Raw genomic sequence first — 20,248 nt, forward strand, 5'->3', positions numbered from 1 at the left:
TTATGTAAGACCGGAGCTGACCCCGATAGTTGAATATAACCCTAAATATTTTTACCACCTCCCGGCAATCAGTACCACCGGGGGATTGTTACCCAAGGTTATGCCGCGCAACCGGCAGCAGGTAACGTTCTGTTTCGGCCAGAATTTGCGCTAAATAAGTATTATCCAACTGCCGGAATACCCGCTGCACATAAGGGTCTTCACCTTCTCCCCGAATGCGCTGATCGCCCTGCCAGGCCTGCAGCAACTTGGCCCGTGCCTTGATTTGCACGTCCTCATCCCAGTCAATCTGCTGCGTTTCCGGCTGGTAACATTGGCTCAGCCAAGCCCAGCCGCTTTTGTTCAGCAACAGCAACGGCTGACACAGACCGCGCTGATAACCGGCCACCAGTTCAGCCAGTTGTTCGCGGGCATCCTCTGCGCTCAGGGCGGCAAAACGCCAGGCGGCTCCTTTGCGACCGTAAATACGGCTTTCCCCTGTGCCACCGGCACAGCAGTACACCAGGTGCTCCAGCCACAGCAATATCCCATCGACGGCCGACAGGGTGGATGGCCGCCAACGCAACAGTCCATCTTCCTGAACCTGATGCAACCAGCCGCTAATGCGCACGCCGGCAATGTCGATATCCAGTTCCAGACTGTGCCCCTCACTGCGCTCTGCCCGCACCTGCTCAGCCAGTTCAGCCATCTCTTCCTGCTGCTTCTGCCAATAAATTTCACCGAATGGGCCAAAAGGTAATCCGCCGGCGGCACGAACCCGCTGAAACAGGCGAGTGGCGTCTTCACCGTCAATCAGGGTGTTCAGCAGCTGGCTGTTGAACTGATAACGACTGAGATTATCCAGGGTAAAGGGCTCTTCATCCGGCAGTTCGGTTTCTTCCAGAATGAAGCTGACCCCCAGGCGAAGTTGGAAGAAGGCGCGGATAGGGTGGCGATAGAATCGCAGCAAGTCGTCCAGCAAGATTTGGGTCTGCGCCTCCGGCAGCAGTGGCTGATTGAACGGCGGATGAGCAGCCCCTTTTCCGTCGGCGGCCGGCAGCCATTCCGCGGCGTAGCTCTGATCTTCGGTTCCGGGCAGGAAGTTCTCGGCGGCAAACGGCATGCGCGAGTGCCAGTTGAGCAAGTGCTCACCCACCCGTTGCGCGCTGCCATCCGCGTCCAACGCCTCATCCCCCGGCAGGCAGTAGCTCTGTTCAAGGTATTCCAGCAGTTCGGTCACCAGCACCGAGGGATAACGCTCGCTGTTATCCTGAATGGAACGGCCAATAAAGCTGATATACAGCCGCTGCTGCGCCGACAGTATCGCCTCCAGGAACAGATAGCGGTCATCGTCACGGCGGCTACGATCGCCGCGCTTGACCTGCTGCGCCATCAGATCAAAGCCTAACGGCGGCAACGTACGCGGATAAACACCGTCATTCATGCCCAGCAGGCAAACCACCTTGAACGGGATAGAACGCATGGGCATCAGGGTACAGAAATTGATTTGCCCGGCGAGGAAACGCTGGCTGATCCGCTCCTGATCGAGGCGCGACGCCAGTTCATCTCGCAGGATGGACAGCGGCACCTCATCGGGATAACGGGCCGCCAATCCGAACTCGAACAGCTTGTTCCACTGCTGCTCAATCAGCGCCATGACCACTTCGGTTTCATCGTCCTGCTCAAAGAAGGTCTCCAGCAGTTGGCGGCACAGCGGCTGCCATTCCGGCAGGGTACGCAGTTGCCCCAGCCGTTGCCGCCAGAGGCTCAACGCCGCCAGCAGCTCAGCTAACTGCCCAGCCAGCTCGGCGACCAATCCGCTCGATTCGTCGTAGGGCAAGACCCCCTGCCAGTCACCGGCATTGCTGTCCATGGCGTAGCCCAACAGCATGCGCGTAATGCCAAATTGCCAGGTGTGTTGCCCGGTGGCGGGCAAATCCAGTTCGCGAACGTTGTCGTCATCCAGGCCCCAGCGTACGCCGGATTCACCCACCCAGTGGCGCAACAGACGCAAGCCCTCTTCCCGGATGGAGAATCGCGCCGCCAGTGCGGGAACCTCCAGCAGCGCCAGCACCTGCTCTGAGGTAAAACGGCTCTGGGGCAGATCCAACAGTGAGATAAACGCCTGTAGCGCCGGGTGGGCCTGGCTGGCTTTGCGGTCTGAAATGGCAAACGGCAGGTAGCGTTCCGGGGAAGCATTGCCGAATACCGCCTGGATATATGGTGTGTAATTGTCGATGTCCGCCACCATCACAATGATATCGCGCGGCGTCAGCTCAGGGTCGTCCGCCAACATGCTCAATAACTGATCGTGCAGCACCTCAACCTCACGCTGCGGGCTGTGGCAAGCGTGCAGGCTGATGGAGCGATCGGCAGGATCCAGTTGTCGTTTTGTGGCGCTGCTTTCCAGCGTTTCCGGCGTGGTGCCGATAACCGCACTGTTCTTCAGCTCCAGCATATCGTACTGAATGCCATGCAGCAGGTTGTCCGCAGGGATATCGACAAATGCGAAAACTTCCTGCGCGGATTCGATCTGCGACAGTAAAAAGTGGTGGTCGCGTCCCAACTTGCCCCATGAGGCCAACAGCGGGTTCGGCAGGTCTTGCTCTCCGGCTTCATTAAACAGTGCGGCGGCATTATCAGGATCTTTGAATAACGCATATTCGGTTTGATCCTGATAATGGCGTCGTTTGCGGCTCTGCAATTTCGCCAGGAATGATTGGCTCTGAATATCTCCCCAGTAGTAGCGGCACGGGTTAGTGAACATCAGGTGAACATCAATGTGCCTGCCCAGCGCCTGGAGGGCTTCCAGATAGACCGGCGGCAATGCCGAAATGCCGCAGATAAAGACCCGTGGCGGCAATCCTGCCGGGGGCTGCTGCGCCTTTTCCAGCTCGTTGATAAAACGGCGATACAGGTTGGCACGATGCCATTCCGGCTGCCCCAATTCCGCGGTGTACTCTACCAGGCGCGCCCACAGCGGAGCCTGCCATTGCTGCGCTTCCGCCAGTCCCTCAACGCGTTCGCCCTTCTGCCAGCTTTCCAGCCATTGCGGGCGATACACCAGGTATTGGTCAAACAGGTCAGCCACCCGACCGGCCAGCTGATGAATTTTACGTTTGTCGCCGTCGTCGGTGAGGTAATGCTGCAGTGGCGCAAATTCGGGCTGGGTGAGTAAATCGGGCAGCAGCCACATCAGCTTCCAGGTCATGGCGTCTTTACTGAAGGCGCTCTCTTTCGGGATGCCCGGTAACACCCGGGTAAACATGTCCCAGATGAAGGTAGCCGGCAGGGGGAAAGCGATGTTGGCGGCGATGCCGAACTGCTCCGCCAGCTGCATCTGCAACCACTGCGCCATACCGGGGCTCTGCACCAGCACCACCTCCTGTTGGAAAGGATCGGCCAATGGCTCTCTGGCTATCAAAATGCTGGTCAGCGTTTTTAACACGTCCAACTGATTGGAGTGATAAACCTTAAACATTGGGCGCTCCCTTAAAACAAAATATGTGCCGGATCACTGGCGCATGCAGTACCAACGACTGAGTTCCGCCCACTGCCGTTGGGGCGTTTGTATTCTTACCACTAACCGCTGGCAGGCAGTCTGTGGGCTGCTCAAGCCGGTCTCACGCCGCCAGCCGGCTGCCAATGGCGGTAGCCCGGCATCCGTACGCCCGGTAGCGGCGAACACTTCCAGATGCTGATGCGCCAACGACCACGCCTGTCGATACTGCCACTGACGCTGGAACGACTGCAACAGCACCTGATGATACTGTAACAACCCCAGCAGCGACACCGCGAACAGCAACGCGGCAATCAGGACCTCCGGCAAACTGAAGCCCCGCTGACGCCATAAGGTCGCGTCAGAGGCATCAGTTGGGTTAATCCTCACAGTCCGCCTGCTTTTTTTCAGGGCAAAAATCCAGCCATCCGCCGGTTTCTGCCCTGAGCGCAATCTCTCCGGCTGCGCCCTCAGGTTTGGTCCGTTGATATAACCGCAAAGGCTCTGCGCCATTCATCGGTGCTTCACCACGCACCAGAACAATGTCCGCCTGGGAGGATAATTTTGCACAGGCGCGTAGCGCATCAGCTTGCCGGCACCACCAGCCACTGACGCTCAATTGCCCGCGAGGCCAGGTCTGGGCCACACCCCAGCTGAGCGCCGAAGCGGCCTGATTGTAAGCCCGTAAATAGCGCTTCTCGTCGGTCGCCAGCAGCAAAGCGCTATCCAGTTGCCGGTGCTGGGCATTCAACAGCATCAGCCCCATCACCAACAGCATCATCACGGCCGCCAGAGTACTGCCGCCCCGCTCTGCGCCGGCGCTCATGGCAGCGAGGCCATATTGACCGCCCAGACCAGGCTGCGACGTATGCCGTCGTCCGCTTTCGAACGGCCACTCAGCGCCAGCGCAGCCCAGGTTTTACCGCTGTCGTCCAGATGCGTTTCAATGCTGAAGGCTTCGATGCGCACTTCATCGTTATCGAGCAAACGTTCCCAGCCACCGCCCCGGCAATGGTTCACACCCCGCTGCCCTTCCAACATTCCCTGACGCAGGCGATAACCGAAATAGTCGGCATCAGCGCCGAAATCCTCCCAACGACCATTACGGCTGATGTCATAGGCGACTATCACGCAACTGCCCGCCGCTTCTCCGGGAAGGTGGCTAATCAGTATCGGTTGCCCACGGCACTGCCCGGCGCAGAAACCGGCTCGACGCAGATCTTTCTCAATGCCAAAGGCCAACTGCCGCAATACCGATTCCAGCCGGTAGTGCCTGCCGACATCGACACTGTGCTGGCGCAACACCGGATAGGTTTTGGCAGCAGCAAGCGTAATCAGGCTGCCAAAGGTTAATGCCAGCATGACCTCCGGCAGCGTAAAACCCCGCTCTAAGGCTGACATAGCGCAATCCCCCTTATGCTCATCCCTTCACTGCACAGCCGCAGCCGCCCCTTGGCAGACAGCACCAATCTCAGGCTGCCTGCACCGTTGCTGAGCACCATATGCCCCGCCTGCGCGTTATTGCGCAGGCCATAAAACCCCATCTCTTTTTGGGTATGGCCCGCCAGCCGCACATCAGGGTAGTGCGGCTTGAAGATGTCATCGTCGAGTGCAGCGCAATTTGCAGGCCTTTGACCTTCGCCGATACACCAGGCCGTTCCGGGTTTAATCCCCAGCAGCGCCGTGCGGTTGTGCCAATTGGCATCAGCCTGCAACCGGTTGAGAAAAGCCAACAGTTGTTGTGCGGTGTGTTCCAACCGCAAAGCCTGCTGATAATGACGCCAGTGGCTGACGCCCCAGCCCGTCAGCAGACCCGCCAGGGTAATCACCACCAGCAGTTCTATCAGCGTCATGCCGCGCTGGCCATCGGGGTTAAAATTCATCTCGTTGTTCATGGCGGCCAGTGTAATCAGGCGCGTAACAAGATAAAGGGGGACTTTTCGGCCCTGAAGCGCACCGCGCAGGCTTTCTATGCAACAGATGAACAAGCACAACAAAATGCGATGCAGTGCGCAGAGAAGGAACGGCAGGAAAAGATAAGGGCGCAACCTGTGCGCCCTCGGGGATAACCTATGCGGGAAAAGTCAGATGGCAACCGGTGCCTTGATTGGAGGGTGCGGATCGTACCCTTCGATTTCAAAATCTTCGAAACGGTAATCGAACAGCGATGCCGGTTTGCGTTTGATCACCAGCTTCGGCAAGGCACGCGGTTCACGCGTCAGCTGCAGCTGGGTTTGTTCCATATGGTTGCTGTACAGGTGGGTATCGCCGCCGGTCCAGACGAAATCACCCACTTCCAGATCGCATTGCTGCGCCATCATATGCACCAACAGCGCGTAGCTGGCAATGTTGAACGGCAGGCCGAGGAACACATCGCACGAACGCTGGTACAGTTGGCATGACAATTTGCCGTCCGCTACATAGAACTGGAAGAACGCATGGCATGGTGCCAGCGCCATCTGATCCAACTCACCCACGTTCCAGGCCGAGACTATGATGCGGCGTGAATCCGGATCCTGTTTCAGTTGGTTCAGCACCGTGGTCAACTGGTCGATCTGACGGCCGTCTGCGGCTCCCCAGGCACGCCACTGTTTGCCGTACACCGGGCCAAGGTCGCCGTTCTCGTCGGCCCACTCGTCCCAGATGCTGACCTTGTTTTCCTTCAGGTAAGCCACGTTGGTGTCACCGTTCAGGAACCACAACAGTTCATGGATGATAGAACGCAGGTGACATTTTTTGGTGGTCACCAACGGGAAGCCTTCCTGCAAATTGAAACGCATCTGGTGGCCGAAAATCGACAGCGTGCCAGTGCCGGTACGGTCGGCTTTAGGGGTGCCCTCGGCGAGCACTTTGTTCATCAAATCCAGATACTGTTTCATTTGTTCCTCACGACAGTTGTTGCTGCGGGCGACGACGATACGCCCAAATCATCATAATAATACCGGCCACCACCATAGGGACGGACAGGATCTGCCCCATGCTGATTACGCCGTCGAACAGGCCGAGCTGGGCATCCGGCTGGCGGAAAGCTTCGACGATAATGCGGAAGATGCCATAACCAATCAGGAACAGGCCGGAGACGGCACCCATCGGCCGCGGTTTGCGAATAAACAGGTTCAGAATGATAAACAGCACCACGCCTTCAAGCAGCAGTTCATACAGCTGGGACGGGTGGCGTGGCAGCACGCCGTATTGATTCAGGATCGGCAGCAGCTGCGGATCGGCGGCGGCAAGCGCTACGTCTTCCGCTCGCGAACTTGGGAACAGCATCGCCCATGGGGTATCGGTGGTAACACGGCCCCAGAGTTCGCCGTTGATAAAGTTGCCCAAGCGGCCGGCGCCCAGGCCGAAGGGGATCAGCGGGGCAATAAAATCAGAAACCTGGAAGAAGGTGCGTTTGGTACGGCGAGCGAACCAGAACATCACCAGAATAACCCCCATCAGGCCGCCGTGGAACGACATACCGCCATCCCAGACTTTGAACAGATAGAGCGGGTTATCCAGGAACAGCGGCAGGTTGTAGAACAACACATAGCCAACGCGGCCACCGACGAACACACCGAGGAAACCGGCATACAGCAGGTTCTCTACTTCATCCTTGGTCCAGCCGCTACCCGGTTTGTTGGCGCGGCGCACCGCCAGCCACATGGCAAAAACGAAGCCAACCAGGTACATCAGACCGTACCAATGCAGAGAGACCGGGCCGATAGAGAAAATCACCGGATCAAATTTAGGAAACGCCAGATAGCTATTGGTCATCTATCACCACAACATGTCTATTATTCTTCCCCATCCGGGGGCGGCAGGTGCCAAACGCGGTGAAACGCAGCAGGAGCACTTTTTCCGTTGCTTTCAACACAGTGAGGAGGCGGATAATAGCATAAGCTTAAGCGTCTCCGGACTGGACTGCTGGGAAAAGTTCTGTAAAAAAATCAGTCAGCCTGCGGCGTTACTTGCCGCCGCGGATCAACCCGCCCATGCCGCGCCGCTCCATAAACGCCGCCACCTGATGGCGCACTTCGGTGGTCATTTGGGCACTGAGAACCCGCTGGGCCAGCACTTCGGCATCGGAAAGCTCAATATGCCGCAGCAGATACTTGATACGCGCCACGCTACGTCCGTTCATGCTCAGGTTGCGGTAGCCCATGCCCACCAGCAGCAAAGCCCCCATGGGATCGCCGGCCAGTTCACCGCACAACCCCACCGGCAGCCCGACGGCCTGGGCCTGAACGACAATCATCTTGAGCACCTGCAGCATGGAAGGATGCAGGCTGTCGTAGAGCGACGCCACTCGGGTATTGTTGCGATCCACCGCCAACAGGTACTGGGTCAGGTCGTTGGTGCCGACCGAAATAAATTCCACCCGCCCGGCCAGATGCGGGATCAGGAAGATCATCGAGGGCACTTCCAGCATTACGCCAAGTTTGGGTTTGGGAATTTCATACCCCAACACCTCTTCCACTTCCCGCCCGGCGCGGTCGATCAGGCGTCGGGCCTCGTCGATCTCTTCCAGACTGGTGATCATCGGCAGCAAAATGCCCAGGTTGCCGGTACCGGCATTGGCACGCAGCATGGCGCGCACCTGGATCAGGAAGATTTCCGGCTGATCCAGGGTGATGCGGATACCGCGCCAGCCCAGACAGGGGTTCTCTTCGCTGATGGGCATATAAGGCAGTTGCTTATCGGCACCGATATCCAGCGTGCGCAGCGTCACCGGCTTGTTCGGATAGAGCTGCAACATGCCCTGATATTGGGCGACCTGTTCCTCTTCGGAAGGGAAGCCGCTCTGCAGCATAAAAGGAATTTCGGTACGATAGAGGCCGACGCCATCGACGCGCCCCCCCAGCAATTGCTCGTGTTCCGGGCTAAGACCGGCGTTGAGCATCACCTGCACTCGCTCGCCGCTTTTGAGCTGAGCCGGCTGTTCGACGTCGTCTTCCGCCAATCGGCTTAATTCCAGCTCTTCGCTGATCAGCCGCTGGTATTCCTGCACCAGCACCGGTTCCGGATCAACCAGCAGTTCGCCGCGATAGCCATCGACAATCAGCAGGCGCTGGCTGAGCAATGCGGGTTGAATATCGGCCCCCATCACCGTCGGCACGCCCATCGCCCGCACCAAAATGGCCGCATGCGAGTTGGCGGCACCGTCGCGGACTACCACGCCTACCAGCCTTTCCTGTGGCATTTCGGCCAACAAGGTAGCGGTCAGTTCATCGGCCACCAGCACAAAACGCGCCGGCCACTGGGTTGCGCCCTGAGTGGTATCGTCGAGGTGAAATAAAAGGCGCTGGCCCAGCGCGCGCAAATCGCTGGCGCGCTCGCGCATGTAGGTGTCTTGCAGGCTGGCGAACTGGGCGGCAAAGACTTCGATCACCTGTTTCACCGCCCATTCGGCTACCGAGCCGGCATCGATCTCGGCGAAGAGTTCGCGCTTGAGACGGGCGTCATTCAACAGGTGAGAGTAAAGATCGAAAATCGCCGCGCTCTCTTTTTGCGAACTGGCGGCAAAGCGCTTGCTGAAACGGCGGAACTCCGCCCCGGCTTCTTCCAGCGCCTGGGTCAGGCGTTCGCGCTCACTGGCGGTATCGAGCGTTGAGGCCTTGTAAACCTGATCGAGTGACGGCTGGCTGCTGTCTTGCCAACCTTCAGCCACCGCAACGCCTGGCGATGCCGCCAGCGCACGAATGCGCGTCTGACGATACTGGCCAAAAAGAGCGTTAAGCTGCGATTGGGAAAGGATACCAGCCATTTGCGTGGCCAGCGTCACCATAAAAGACTCTTCGCTTTCGTCGAACTGGCGCAGCTCACGCTGCTGAACCACCAATACGCCCAGCAGTTGGCGGCGATGAATGATCGGCACACCGAGGAAGGATCGGAACCGATCCTCCTTCACCTGGGGGATATATTTGAAGCTGGGGTGGCTCTGCGCGTCCGCCAGGTTGATCGGCTCCGCACGGCGCCCAACCAGGCCGACGATGCCTTCATCAAAGGCCAGTGCGATAGTGCGCCCACGCGGTTTTTTTAACCCGCGTGTCGCCATCAGGTAGTAACAGCGGCGGTCATTGTCTGCCAGATAGATGGAACAGACTTCCGTATCCATTGCCAGACAGGTCTCATTAACCAAAAGATCCAGCGCATCTGTCAGGCTGGCCGCCGCGGCCACCTTCTCAACAATTTCTCGCAAGCGCGTGAGCATAGTCGGCTTAACTTAACCTCTCTTCCGGCGATAAGCGGGGGTCTGCCGCTGTGCTGCCTGCTCCTGCATCGGCATCACGGTGACGGCGAATTCTTTCATCACCCGGCGGTAAACGTCGCGTTTGAACGACACCACCTGGCGCACCGGATACCAAAAACTCACCCAGCGCCAGCCGTCAAACTCCGGCGTGCTGCTGCGTTGCATATTGATATCAGCGTCATTGCACATTAACTGCAACAGAAACCATTTCTGCTTTTGGCCGATACAAACCGGCTTTGTGTCCCAACGCACCAAACGTTTTGGCAATTTATAGCGCAACCAGTTGCGGGTTGAGGCCAGGATACGCACATCCTTTTTGCTCAGCCCCACTTCTTCGAACAGCTCACGGTACATGGCCTGTTCTGCGGTTTCACCAGGGTTGATCCCCCCTTGGGGAAACTGCCAGGAGTGTTGACCGTAACGGCGAGCCCACAGGACTTGCCCCTGACGATTACAGATTACGATACCAACATTCGGGCGGTAGCCATCATCATCGATCACCGGACTACCTCGATAAGCTTAAATTCGCATAGATACCCTGATTGTTTCACACAAGCTACAGGCGGTAAACCACTGCTTTGCGGCACCGCAGACCGGATAACATTGGGATAACTCACAGATAATGGCAAAGTTATAAACATGTGAAGCCGTTTACACGCGGTTTTATTCACTTTTTCTGTGGATAGGTGTGTGTAGAACTCAAGGGATAAGCCGGTAAAACTCTGGTGAACTCAAAATCGCCATAAAAACAAAAACAAAATTACACCATTAAAAACATTAAGTTAGTTATTTATCAACAACCCTATACAGAGCAAAAATGTGATCTATATCCGTTTAGGATCTTACCCTGGCGAAAGATCCACCAACGTCGTTTTTATCCACAGATTATCCGTATGAGTTACGCACAAAACGGACAATTTCGCAAAAAACCCCCTGCGTCAAGGCTGTAAATCGAACCAGTGATCGGTAAAAATTTGGGTTATCCCATAAATCTGTGGATAAATAGGTGTAAGATCCTGTTTATTGTCGGTGGCTTCAGGTGCACAAGCGTCGCCCTGAATTTTTCCCCGGTCTTGTAGCGGAAAAAAAGTCATGGAAAATCATGCTACTATTATTCTTTTCCCCAGACCTTGCCCACCCAGGTTCGCTGCGTACAAATACAGTACGTTTTTCAACCAAATCTAACAGGCTCGCATTATGGCGTTTTTATCTCCTCTGCCCCCCCCTCCCGAAAATGAACAGCAGCTTTTTGAACGGGCGCAGCAGCTTGCCGGCTGTCAGCTGGGAGAACTGGCGACACGTGCGCAGTTGCCTATTCCCAACGATCTGAAGCGGGATAAAGGATGGGTTGGCATGCTGCTGGAGCAGTATCTTGGCGCCATGGCCGGCAGCAAGCCGGAACAGGATTTCCCCGAATTGGGCATCGAGCTGAAAACCATCCCGATAGACGCCGCCGGCAAGCCGCTGGAAACCACTTTCGTCTGCGTAGCCCCCTTGACCGGCAACAGCGGCGTCACCTGGGCCAGCAGCCACGTACGCCACAAGCTGGCGCGGGTGCTGTGGATCCCGGTGGAAGGCGAGCGGCAAATCCCGCTGGCGCAGCGGCGCATAGGCTCGCCGCTATTATGGAGCCCCAATGCGGAAGAAGAAGAGATGCTGCGCCGCGACTGGGAAGAGCTGATGGATTTGATCGTGCTCGGCCACGTAGAACGGATCACCGCACGGCACGGCGAAGTGCTGCAACTGCGCCCCAAGGCGGCCAACAGCAAAGCCCTGACCGAAGCCATCGGCGAGCAGGGCCAGCCTATCCTCACTTTGCCGCGCGGTTTCTATCTGAAAAAAAGCTTCACCGCCGCGCTGCTGGCAAGACATTTCTTAATCTGATCGCTTTTGTTTAGGCTGTGTTTAGCTAACAGTGTCGCCGTATCAATAAACGCGTATAATTCAGCCTTTGCTTTTTATTAAGGTGTGGCTTGGCAATGTTCGAATGGATTATGGATCCCAATGCCTGGTTAGCGTTAGGTACGCTGACCATTCTTGAGATCATTCTGGGTATTGATAACATTATTTTCCTTTCCCTGGTGGTGTCTAAACTGCCGAAAGCCCAGCAGAACAAGGCGCGTCGCATCGGGTTGGCCGGCGCAATGTTAATGCGCCTGGGGCTGTTGGCCTCTATTGCCTGGGTGATCCGTCTGACCCATCCGCTGTTTAGCGTTATGGACCACAGCGTTTCGGCTCGCGATCTGATCCTGCTGCTGGGTGGGCTGTTCCTGATTTGGAAAGCCAGTAAAGAGATCCATGAAACTATCGAAGGGTCGGACGAAGAGCACCACACTAAAGTGCACGGCTTCTTCGGTGCCATCGTGCAGATCATGCTGCTGGATATCATTTTCAGCCTGGATTCGGTGATCACCGCGGTAGGCCTGTCCGATCATCTGTTTATCATGATGGCAGCAGTAGTGATTGCCGTGGGCGTCATGATGTTCGCCGCCCGACCGATTGGCGAGTTTGTTAACCGTCATCCTTCGGTGAAAATGCTGGCGCTGGCATTCTTGATCCTGGTGGGCTTCACCCTGATGCTGGAAAGCTTCCAGGTGCATGTACCTAAAGGCTACATCTACTTTGCGATGTTCTTCTCGATGTCGGTAGAAGCGCTCAACCTGATGCGCAGCAAGAAAAAACCCGCCTCTGAGTAATCCCCCAACGGGAGCGAGCGTAAGCCGCTCCCGTTAATATTTTTGTTTCCCCCGCACAGTTTCAATGTCACTTTCTCTTACAGAGATAAGGACTTATCCGAAACACGACGCGTCTATAGTTTGCTAATCTTGAAAGAAGCTTCTTTTTGCATACATAACTGAGGATCCGCAGGATGAAAAAGTGGGTAATGGCAGTGTCTGCGTTGGTGATGGCCGCCGGGTTGGCGGGATGCTCCAGCGATTACGTGATGGCGACCAAAGACGGCAATATGATCCTGACTCAGGGCAAGCCAGAGATTGACCAAGATACCGGCCTGATCAGCTATAAAGACGAAAAAGGCAACCATCGCCAGATCAACGGCGATCAGGTTTCACAGGTCATCGAACGCTAGTTTCCCGATCGGCTATCGCTCCCGTGTAACGCGATAGCCCTCCCCGCACTGAATCCACTTCCCCCATCTTCTCGGCTTGGTTATAGTCGGCAAAGGCGATATCACCGCCTTGCAGATTGTTTGGCTCCTGTTTTACCGGGTGTATAGCCCGTAAGCGCTAACACGAAAGGAAGGCCGTTAATGCAATACCACCGTATTCCCCACAGTTCTTTAGAAGTGAGCGTGCTGGGACTGGGCACCATGACCTTTGGCGAACAGAACAGTGAAGCCGATGCCCACGCGCAACTCGACTATGCATTAGCCGCTGGCATCAACCTGATTGATACCGCAGAGATGTACCCGGTACCGCCGCGTCCTGAAACCCAGGGGCTGACCGAGCAGTACATCGGCAGTTGGATCAAGGCACGCGGCAACCGTGAGAAACTGGTGCTGGCCAGCAAAATCGCCGGGCCGGTGCGCGGGACAGACAGCAGTATCCGCCCACAGCAGGCGCTGGATCGCAAAAATATCCGTGCCGCGCTGGACGCCAGCCTGAAACGCCTCAACACCGATTATCTCGATCTCTACCAGTTGCATTGGCCACAGCGCGCGACCAACTTCTTCGGTAAGCTCAACTATCAGTACACCGACGAAAAGGCTACCGTCACCCTGCTGGAAACGCTGGAAGCGCTTACCGAACAGGTGCGCGCCGGTAAAATTCGTTATATCGGGGTGTCTAACGAAACGCCTTGGGGCGTGATGCGTTACCTGCAGCTGGCTGAAAAACACGAGCTGCCACGTATCGTCTCAATTCAGAACCCCTACAGCCTGTTGAACCGCAGTTTTGAGATTGCCCTGGCGGAGATCAGCCAGCACGAAGGCGTCGAACTGTTAGCCTATTCCAGCTTGGCGTTCGGCACCCTGAGCGGCAAGTATTTGAACGGCGCCAAACCGGCCGGTGCGCGAAATACGCTGTTTAGCCGCTTTAATCGTTATTCGGCCCCGCAAACACAGTTGGCGATAGCCGAATACGTCGCATTAGCCAAAAAACACGGACTGGATCCCTCGCAGATGGCCCTGGCCTTCGTACGCCAGCAACCCTTCGTTGCCAGCACCCTGTTGGGCGCCACCACGCTGGAACAGCTAAAAATCAACATCGACAGTTTCGACCTGGTGTTGAATGAAGACGTGCTTCAAGGGCTGGAAGAGATCCATACCCGCTTTACCATCCCTGCACCCTAAGTCATCAGGGGCGCCTAAAGCGCCCCTGATTATTTTGCCCGTCGTTGCGACAACCACAGTGCGCCGATCGCCAGTGCGAAAACCACACCGAAACCGATTCCCACGCCCACTACCGGCACGCTGACTTTTACCGCCAACGAATAGAGCCCGAGCATCAACAGCATGGCGGTGTTCTCACCGAGGTTTTGCACCGCGATCGCGTTGCCTGCCCCCACCGATTTTTTGCCTCGTTCTTGCAACAACGCATTCAACGGCACCACAAAGAAGCCGCCCAAGACGCCGATAATCAGCAGTACCGCATAGGCGCTTAGCAGGGTGGTTTGCAGCGCGAATATCGCCACCGCTACGCCGATCAAGATCCCGGCCGGCATACAGCGTTTCACGGTCTCAAGCGTAACGAAGCGAGCTGCGGCACCGGCACCAAGCACAATCCCTACCGCCACCATGGCATTGAGCAACGTCGGCGTGGCGTTATCGGCGATACCCAGCGCCACCGGCACCCACAACACCAACAGGAAGCGCAGCGTGACCCCAGCCCCCCAAAACAGGCTGGTACCAATCAATGAGAAACGGGTTTGCCCGTCGCGCCACAGCACCACACAGGCGTTGAAGAAAGCGCGAGTCATGGCACGTGGCGTCCATGACGCCGCAGGATGTGCCGCAGGCAGGCGCGGAATATACAGGTTGGCGATCACCGCCGCTGCGTAAACCAGCGCACATACCGCCAGCGCCGCGACCACGTGCCAGTCTGCCAGAATGCCGCCGGCCACCGAGCCCAGCAGGATCGCCGCGATGGTGGAGGCCTCCATCAGGCCGTTGGCCTTGACCAGTTTCTCACCGCTGGTGATCTCACCCAAAATCCCATATTTGGCCGGTGAATAAGCTGCGGCGCCTACGCCCACCAGGCTATAGCCGAGGAACGGATCCAGCCCGAAACAGATCACCAATGCGCCGGCCAGCTTCAGACCGTTGGCCACCATCATCACCCGCCCTTTCGCAAAGCTGTCGGCAATCTGGCCGACAAAAGGCGCGAGAATGATATAGGTGGCCACGAACGCCATCTGCAGAATCGGCTGGCTCCAGTCGGGATAAAGCTGTTGTTTGATCAGCGCCAGCGTAGCGAACAGCAACGCATTGTCGCCGAACGCAGAGAGAAACTGAGCGCAAATGACCGCAATCATGCTGCGCGAAAGCAAGGGTGAATCAGTGTTCAACGACGGGTTCATCAGACAGTCTCCGGCTGTTCAGCCATTTTACGCAGGGTCACAAAATCCGGTTTGCCGCTGCCCAGCACCGGCAGCGTTTTCAACAGGCGAATATCACGCGGTACCGCCAGCTCAGGGCTGCCCAATTCACGCGCTGCCCGCAGCAAGGCATCGCGGGTTACGCTAGCATCGGTAGTGAACAGGACCAGTGCCTCGCCCTTACTGCTGTCACTTTTCACCGTGGCGGCGTGCAGCCCTTCCGGCGACACGCGCTGTGCCAGCAGCTCCACGCTTTCCAGCGAGACCATTTCACCCGCCAGTTTGGCAAAGCGCTTCACCCGACCGCGGATCACACAGTAGCCCTGCTCGTCCAGCGTGACGATATCGCCGGTATCGTACCAGCCCGGCTGCAGGTTACCCTGTTCATCCTCTGCCGCCGGCGGCTCCAGCTCGCCCGGACGCTCCACCCGCAGATAGCCTTTCATGATATTCGGCCCACGCAGCTGCAGGCGTCCTCCGTTCTCAATACCCGGCACTTTCATTAAACGCGCTTCCATATTCGGCATGATACGCCCGACGGTACCGACCTTGGCCGCCAGCGGCACGTTGATTGACACCACCGGCGCACATTCGGTCACGCCATAGCCTTCCAGAATGCGAATACCGTATTTGTCCTGATAAATCTGTTTGGTGCTGTCCGCCAGCTTTTCCGCACCGGCTACCACATAGCGCAACCGGGCAAAGTCATACGGATGGGCGAAACGCGCATAGTTATTGAGAAAAGTGGCCGTGCCGAACAGCACGGTGCAGTTACGGTCATACACCAGTTCCGGCACCACGCGGTAATGCAACGGGCTGGGGTAGAGGAAGATGCGGCTGCCGGTCATCAACGGGGTCAGCAGCCCGACCGTCAAACCAAACGAATGGAACAGCGGCAACGACGACATAAAACGGTCGCGCGGGGTGAAGTCGGCAATGGTACGGATCTGCTCAACGTTGGCCAGCAGGCTGGCGTGGGAGTGCACCACGCCCTTCGGATTGCCCTCCGAACCTGAGGTGAACAAGATCAGTACCGCATCGTCAGGCTGCTGCGGCAGCATGGCTCGCGCCGGCTGGAACAGATGACGCAGGATCCACAGCTTGTCCGCCAGGGTCACGGTATCCTTCAGATCCTCCAGATACACCCAGTTGGCCTCCGGTACCTGCTGCGGCAAATGTGTCAGCTTGCCTTTTTCCAGGAACTGGCGTGAGGTGACGATGGTTTTAAGACTGGCGGCGAGCATGGCGCTTTTCAGGCCGTTGGAACCCGCGGTGTAGTTGAGCATCGCCGGGATACGGTTGCGCAGCGATGCGCCAAAAATCGCCGCGGCGGTGATGGTGGCGTTCGGCAATAGCATGCCGACATGTTCGCCCTCGGCGGTAAAACGTTGCAGGATCCGGCTGACGCCCAGCGCTTTTTTGATCAGCGTCTGGTAGCTGTCTTCCTTGAAGTTAATATCCTCGATGCACGGCTTGTGCCGACCATAACGGTGCTGTGCCGCCAGCAAAGCGCGGAACAGGGTCTGTGGCTCGCGAGTATCCATACGCGCCTTCATCATGATCTGGTGCAAGCGATCGCCGGCCAGCATGCGGCGTTCTCGGGCGCGCGGCGCGACCGGCATAGGCAATGACGTCGGCGGTAAAATACGGATGCTGATCTGCGGGAACCAACGGATCTTGAATACCCCGGCCATACGCCCAAAAGGGCTGAATTCGGCGCCATCAAGCCGTATCGGCACCAGGGTCGCCCCCGATTTGGCGGCAATAAACGCGGCGCCGTCATAAATTTTCATCAGTGAGCCGGTCACGGTAATGCGCCCTTCGGGGAACACCACGATGGGCCGCCCTTGTTCGACCATGCGCACCAACTGTTTGATGGCCATAGGCTTGGTGGGATCGAGCGAAACGAAATCGATATAGGGCCGCAACCAGCGCATAAACCAACGATCGCCAATGCTGGCGTAGACGGCAAACACCGGTTTGATCGGCAAAAACAGCGCCAACAGAATACCGTCGAGGAAGGAGATGTGATTGGGCGTAATCAGCAGCTTTTTCTGGTCGAAATGCCGGGCGTCGCCCTCAACGCGTACCCGGTACAGCAGGCGGAATAACCCCCGCAGCATTGAAAAGATCATGCCCTTCTCCCTTTGCCCAAGATGAGCGTAAATGGTTGTAGGGAAAAGAATACTATATGGCAGGCAAAAAAAAACCTACGCATCCGCGTAGGTTGGTGCAATTGAAAATGGCTTCAACATACAGAGTATGCTGATTTCTCACCAATCAATACCTCTGGGATCACCTACTCTAGAGAGGTGGCGATTAAGAAACTACCGATCAATCGCAAGAGTTTTGCTCTAAATGCAACCAGCTGTAAATTTCCCGCGATGTACTGAAATAACTCAATGAAATGTAAATAGTCCTGCGGAATAAAAATACAAAATCGGATTATGCGCAAGCGGGACGGTGGGGGAACGGGCAAAAAAAAACCTACGCATCTGCGTAGGTTGGTGCAAATTAATATGGGCTCAACAAACAAGTTGCTGAAACTCACCAATCAATACCTCTGGGACGTTTAATTTACCCCGTTGAGCCGAAAGCCAGCCAGCGGCCAATCGAAACATTAGGGCGCAAAGTGTAACCAGCGGTGTATCCCCAAGGCCGTTCAAGCCACCACGAGCTCGCCTAGCCGTGGGGCTGGATGTTTAACGTACGCTTCACCTCGACCAGGCAGCTCATCGCGTTCGGTCCCTGGGTCAAGGGTGAGGTCCCGATATCCAGCGTTAACACGTTCGGGTTGCCGGATTGTTCCACCTGCAGGCGCTCGGCACCAAAACCCGGATCAAACCAGGCACCGGTTGCCATCAGCACCACACCCCGGGTAACGCCGTCGGTGATCGCGACGCCAGCCAGACAACTGCCGCGTGCGTTGCTGACCTGCACCTCCGCCCCCGCTTCAATACCGCGCTCTGCCGCATCATCCGGGTGCATATACAGCGTTTCTCGCCCGGCGGTTTTATTGCCTTGCGCCAGCGGCGCCGGATCCATTTGGCTATGCAGGCGGTCGCTCGGCTGGATGGAAATCAGGTGCAGCGGCCACTCTTTGGCCTGCGGTGCCCCCAACCATTCCACCGGCGGCTGCCACTGCGGATGTGGGGCAAAATCGGCATAGCGATAGCCGGCGATTTTCTCGCTGAACAACTCGATCTTGCCGCTCGGCGTTTGCAGCGGGTTGGCTTGGGGATCGGCGCGGAAATCGTCAAAGAACACGAATTCTTTCGCCGGCGCCGGCAGCTCAACGTAGCCTTTGCGCCAGAAATCCTCGAACTCGGGCCATTCCACGCCGGTACCCGCCTGCGCCTGCCCGCATTGTTGATAGATAGATTCGATCCAGGCCCGCTCGTCGCGGTTTTCGGTGAACTGCTCACGGTAACCGAGCCGCTCCGCCAAATCGGCGAAAATATCAAAATCGTTACGCGCCTGATGCTGTGGCGCAATAGCCTGATGCATCGCCAATACGTAGCGATCGCGGGATGAACCGCCGATATCGTTACGCTCCAGCGAGGTGGTCACCGGCAGCACGATATCTGCCATCCTGGCCGCCGGCGTCCACCAGATATCCTGCACAATCACCGTATCCGGCTTCTGCCACCCTTCCACCAGCCGGTTGAGTTGCTGGTGATGATGGAACGGGTTGCCGCCGGCCCAGTGCACCAAATGAATATCCGGATATTGGTGCGTCTCGCCACGGAACTGATAAGAGCCGCCGGGCTGCAACAGCATGTCGCAGATACGCGCCACCGGGATGGCCAGCCCGCAAGGGTTGGTGCCAACCGGCATCATCGGCCCCGGCGTATCCACCCGCGGGTTGCCGACGCCGTTCATCGAACCGTGTCCAAAGGAGAAACCGCCCCCCGGCAGCCCCACCTGACCGAGCATCGCCGACAGTGCAATCATCATCCAGTAGGGTTGTTCACCGCGGTGTGCGCGCTGAACCGAATAGGAACAGGTGATAAAACTGCGCACGCCGATCAATTGCTGCGCCAGCAAACCGATGCGCGCCGCCGGAATGCCGGTGATGGCACTGGCCCATTCGGGCGTTTTCGCTACGCCGTCGTCGGTGCCGCGCAGATAGTCCGCCAACTGGCTGTAGCCGGTGCAGTGGCTATAGAGGAAGGCTTCATCCTGAGCGCCACGACGCTGGATTTCATACGCCAGCGCCAGCATCAGCGCCACGTCGGTATTCGGGCGAATCGGGATCCATTCGGCATTAACAAACTCCGGGCAGTCATCACGCATCGGGCTGATGTTGATCACCGGAGTGCCTTTTTGCTCCAGTTTTTGCAGCCAGGGTTTGAGCGAGTGCTCCGCCGCACCGCCGGAAGATACCTGGGCATTTTTCAAAGCCAGACCGCCGAAGGCCACAAACAGCTCGCAGTGCTCAACCACGCTGGGCCAGCTGGTGACACGCCCGGTCAATGGGGTGAAAGTGCCGATCACATACGGCAGGAAAAACTGGGCCGCCCCCCAGCTGTAGTTACCCAACTGATCGACACCGCCGCCGCCGCCGAAATAAAAACGCCGCACCAGCGAACGGGCATGGTGCAATCGCCCGGCAGACGACCAGCCATAGGAGCCGGTAAACAGGCCGGAGGGACCGTAGCGATCGCGTACGCGCCGGTTTTCTTCCGCCACCAGGTCGAGCGCCAGCTCCCAATCCACTTCGACAAAATCTTCCCGGCCGCGCAGCGTGCGGTCACTGCCTTCGCGTTTTTGCAGCCAGGAGCGGCGCACGGACGGCTTGCGGATGCGTTTGTCGGAATAGGCCATCGGCGCGATGGAGTCGAGCATCGGGGAAGGATCCGGATCGCCGGCGAACGGCTCGCAACGGATAAGCCTGCCGTCTTCAACCACGGCGGTGTAGGCGCCCCAGTGAGCGAGTTGCGGATAGCGTTTAATCGACATGGTGTTCTCAGCCAAGAATG

General features: G+C 57.3%; 16 protein-coding genes. 4 read left to right on the top strand and 12 right to left on the bottom strand.

Going from position 1 to position 20,248, the window contains the following annotated elements:
- Positions 1–88: 88 nt before the first annotated feature.
- The 9 genes from recC to rppH form a co-directional block, all read right to left on the bottom strand.
- Positions 89–3,460, bottom strand: a complete 3,372-nt coding sequence (recC, locus tag LQ945_RS08560) for an exodeoxyribonuclease V subunit gamma (RefSeq protein WP_270102688.1) — start codon at positions 3,458–3,460, stop codon at positions 89–91.
- A 33-nt stretch (positions 3,461–3,493) separates the two neighbouring features.
- The gene (locus LQ945_RS08565; RefSeq protein WP_270102689.1) at positions 3,494–3,868 is read right to left on the bottom strand and encodes a prepilin-type N-terminal cleavage/methylation domain-containing protein; all 375 of its coding nucleotides are present in this window, start codon (positions 3,866–3,868) and stop codon (positions 3,494–3,496) included.
- Positions 3,858–4,304, bottom strand: coding sequence for a YgdB family protein (locus LQ945_RS08570; RefSeq protein ID WP_270102690.1), 447 nt, complete (start codon positions 4,302–4,304; stop codon positions 3,858–3,860). The genes LQ945_RS08565 and LQ945_RS08570 overlap by 11 nt, the downstream gene beginning before the upstream one ends.
- Entirely contained in the window at positions 4,301–4,879 is a 579-nt protein-coding gene (locus tag LQ945_RS08575; RefSeq protein ID WP_270102691.1) for a prepilin peptidase-dependent protein, read from the bottom strand. Before LQ945_RS08575 ends, LQ945_RS08570 begins: the two co-directional genes overlap by 4 nt.
- The gene (locus LQ945_RS08580) at positions 4,867–5,373 is read right to left on the bottom strand and encodes a prepilin peptidase-dependent protein (RefSeq protein ID WP_269935638.1); all 507 of its coding nucleotides are present in this window, start codon (positions 5,371–5,373) and stop codon (positions 4,867–4,869) included. Before LQ945_RS08580 ends, LQ945_RS08575 begins: the two co-directional genes overlap by 13 nt.
- A gap of 189 nt (positions 5,374–5,562) precedes the next feature.
- The gene (gene thyA, locus LQ945_RS08585; RefSeq protein WP_044553168.1) at positions 5,563–6,357 is read right to left on the bottom strand and encodes a thymidylate synthase; all 795 of its coding nucleotides are present in this window, start codon (positions 6,355–6,357) and stop codon (positions 5,563–5,565) included.
- A gap of 7 nt (positions 6,358–6,364) precedes the next feature.
- Complete coding sequence (gene lgt / locus LQ945_RS08590; protein WP_262241013.1) at positions 6,365–7,237, bottom strand: prolipoprotein diacylglyceryl transferase; 873 nt, start codon at positions 7,235–7,237, stop codon at positions 6,365–6,367.
- Between the two features lie 190 nt (positions 7,238–7,427).
- Complete coding sequence (gene ptsP / locus LQ945_RS08595; RefSeq protein ID WP_044553172.1) at positions 7,428–9,674, bottom strand: phosphoenolpyruvate--protein phosphotransferase; 2,247 nt, start codon at positions 9,672–9,674, stop codon at positions 7,428–7,430.
- Between the two features lie 12 nt (positions 9,675–9,686).
- Entirely contained in the window at positions 9,687–10,214 is a 528-nt protein-coding gene (gene rppH / locus LQ945_RS08600) for an RNA pyrophosphohydrolase (RefSeq protein WP_012146527.1), read from the bottom strand.
- 696 nt (positions 10,215–10,910) lie between these two features.
- On the opposite strand from rppH, the gene mutH reads away from it, so the two are divergent.
- From mutH to LQ945_RS08620, 4 genes are all read left to right on the top strand, one after another.
- The gene (mutH, locus tag LQ945_RS08605) at positions 10,911–11,597 is read left to right on the top strand and encodes a DNA mismatch repair endonuclease MutH (RefSeq protein WP_044553173.1); all 687 of its coding nucleotides are present in this window, start codon (positions 10,911–10,913) and stop codon (positions 11,595–11,597) included.
- A 95-nt stretch (positions 11,598–11,692) separates the two neighbouring features.
- Positions 11,693–12,409 (top strand): TerC family protein, encoded by a 717-nt coding sequence (locus LQ945_RS08610; RefSeq protein WP_262241012.1) that lies wholly within the window; start codon positions 11,693–11,695, stop codon positions 12,407–12,409.
- A gap of 173 nt (positions 12,410–12,582) precedes the next feature.
- Positions 12,583–12,801: a YgdI/YgdR family lipoprotein gene (locus LQ945_RS08615; protein ID WP_020828402.1), complete on the top strand. Its 219-nt coding sequence runs from the start codon at positions 12,583–12,585 to the stop codon at positions 12,799–12,801.
- A 180-nt stretch (positions 12,802–12,981) separates the two neighbouring features.
- Positions 12,982–14,022, top strand: coding sequence for an NADP(H)-dependent aldo-keto reductase (locus LQ945_RS08620; protein ID WP_130016958.1), 1,041 nt, complete (start codon positions 12,982–12,984; stop codon positions 14,020–14,022).
- Between the two features lie 29 nt (positions 14,023–14,051).
- On the opposite strand, the gene lplT is transcribed toward LQ945_RS08620, so the two are convergent.
- The 3 genes from lplT to LQ945_RS08635 form a co-directional block, all read right to left on the bottom strand.
- On the bottom strand, positions 14,052–15,248 hold the full coding sequence (gene lplT / locus LQ945_RS08625) for a lysophospholipid transporter LplT (protein ID WP_182823138.1): 1,197 nt from the start codon (positions 15,246–15,248) through the stop codon (positions 14,052–14,054).
- The gene (gene aas, locus LQ945_RS08630) at positions 15,248–17,401 is read right to left on the bottom strand and encodes a bifunctional acyl-ACP--phospholipid O-acyltransferase/long-chain-fatty-acid--ACP ligase (RefSeq protein ID WP_270102693.1); all 2,154 of its coding nucleotides are present in this window, start codon (positions 17,399–17,401) and stop codon (positions 15,248–15,250) included. The genes lplT and aas overlap by 1 nt, the downstream gene beginning before the upstream one ends.
- 547 nt (positions 17,402–17,948) lie before the next feature.
- Positions 17,949–20,228, bottom strand: coding sequence for a molybdopterin guanine dinucleotide-containing S/N-oxide reductase (locus tag LQ945_RS08635; protein WP_270102694.1), 2,280 nt, complete (start codon positions 20,226–20,228; stop codon positions 17,949–17,951).
- Positions 20,229–20,248 lie beyond the last annotated feature (20 nt).

It is taken from the genome of Serratia liquefaciens, from assembly GCF_027594825.1.
GTDB lineage: Bacteria > Pseudomonadota > Gammaproteobacteria > Enterobacterales > Enterobacteriaceae > Serratia > Serratia liquefaciens_A.

Coding starts and splice junctions, on each gene's coding strand:
- recC (WP_270102688.1), bottom strand. CDS start 3,460: ATGTTTAAGGTTTATCACTCCAATCAGTTGGACGTGTTAAAAACGCTG.
- LQ945_RS08570 (WP_270102690.1), bottom strand. CDS start 4,304: ATGAGCGCCGGCGCAGAGCGGGGCGGCAGTACTCTGGCGGCCGTGATG.
- LQ945_RS08575 (WP_270102691.1), bottom strand. CDS start 4,879: ATGTCAGCCTTAGAGCGGGGTTTTACGCTGCCGGAGGTCATGCTGGCA.
- LQ945_RS08580 (WP_269935638.1), bottom strand. CDS start 5,373: ATGAACAACGAGATGAATTTTAACCCCGATGGCCAGCGCGGCATGACG.
- thyA (WP_044553168.1), bottom strand. CDS start 6,357: ATGAAACAGTATCTGGATTTGATGAACAAAGTGCTCGCCGAGGGCACC.
- lgt (WP_262241013.1), bottom strand. CDS start 7,237: ATGACCAATAGCTATCTGGCGTTTCCTAAATTTGATCCGGTGATTTTC.
- ptsP (WP_044553172.1), bottom strand. CDS start 9,674: ATGCTCACGCGCTTGCGAGAAATTGTTGAGAAGGTGGCCGCGGCGGCC.
- mutH (WP_044553173.1), top strand. CDS start 10,911: ATGGCGTTTTTATCTCCTCTGCCCCCCCCTCCCGAAAATGAACAGCAG.
- LQ945_RS08610 (WP_262241012.1), top strand. CDS start 11,693: ATGTTCGAATGGATTATGGATCCCAATGCCTGGTTAGCGTTAGGTACG.
- LQ945_RS08615 (WP_020828402.1), top strand. CDS start 12,583: ATGAAAAAGTGGGTAATGGCAGTGTCTGCGTTGGTGATGGCCGCCGGG.
- LQ945_RS08620 (WP_130016958.1), top strand. CDS start 12,982: ATGCAATACCACCGTATTCCCCACAGTTCTTTAGAAGTGAGCGTGCTG.
- lplT (WP_182823138.1), bottom strand. CDS start 15,248: ATGAACCCGTCGTTGAACACTGATTCACCCTTGCTTTCGCGCAGCATG.
- aas (WP_270102693.1), bottom strand. CDS start 17,401: ATGATCTTTTCAATGCTGCGGGGGTTATTCCGCCTGCTGTACCGGGTA.
- LQ945_RS08635 (WP_270102694.1), bottom strand. CDS start 20,228: ATGTCGATTAAACGCTATCCGCAACTCGCTCACTGGGGCGCCTACACC.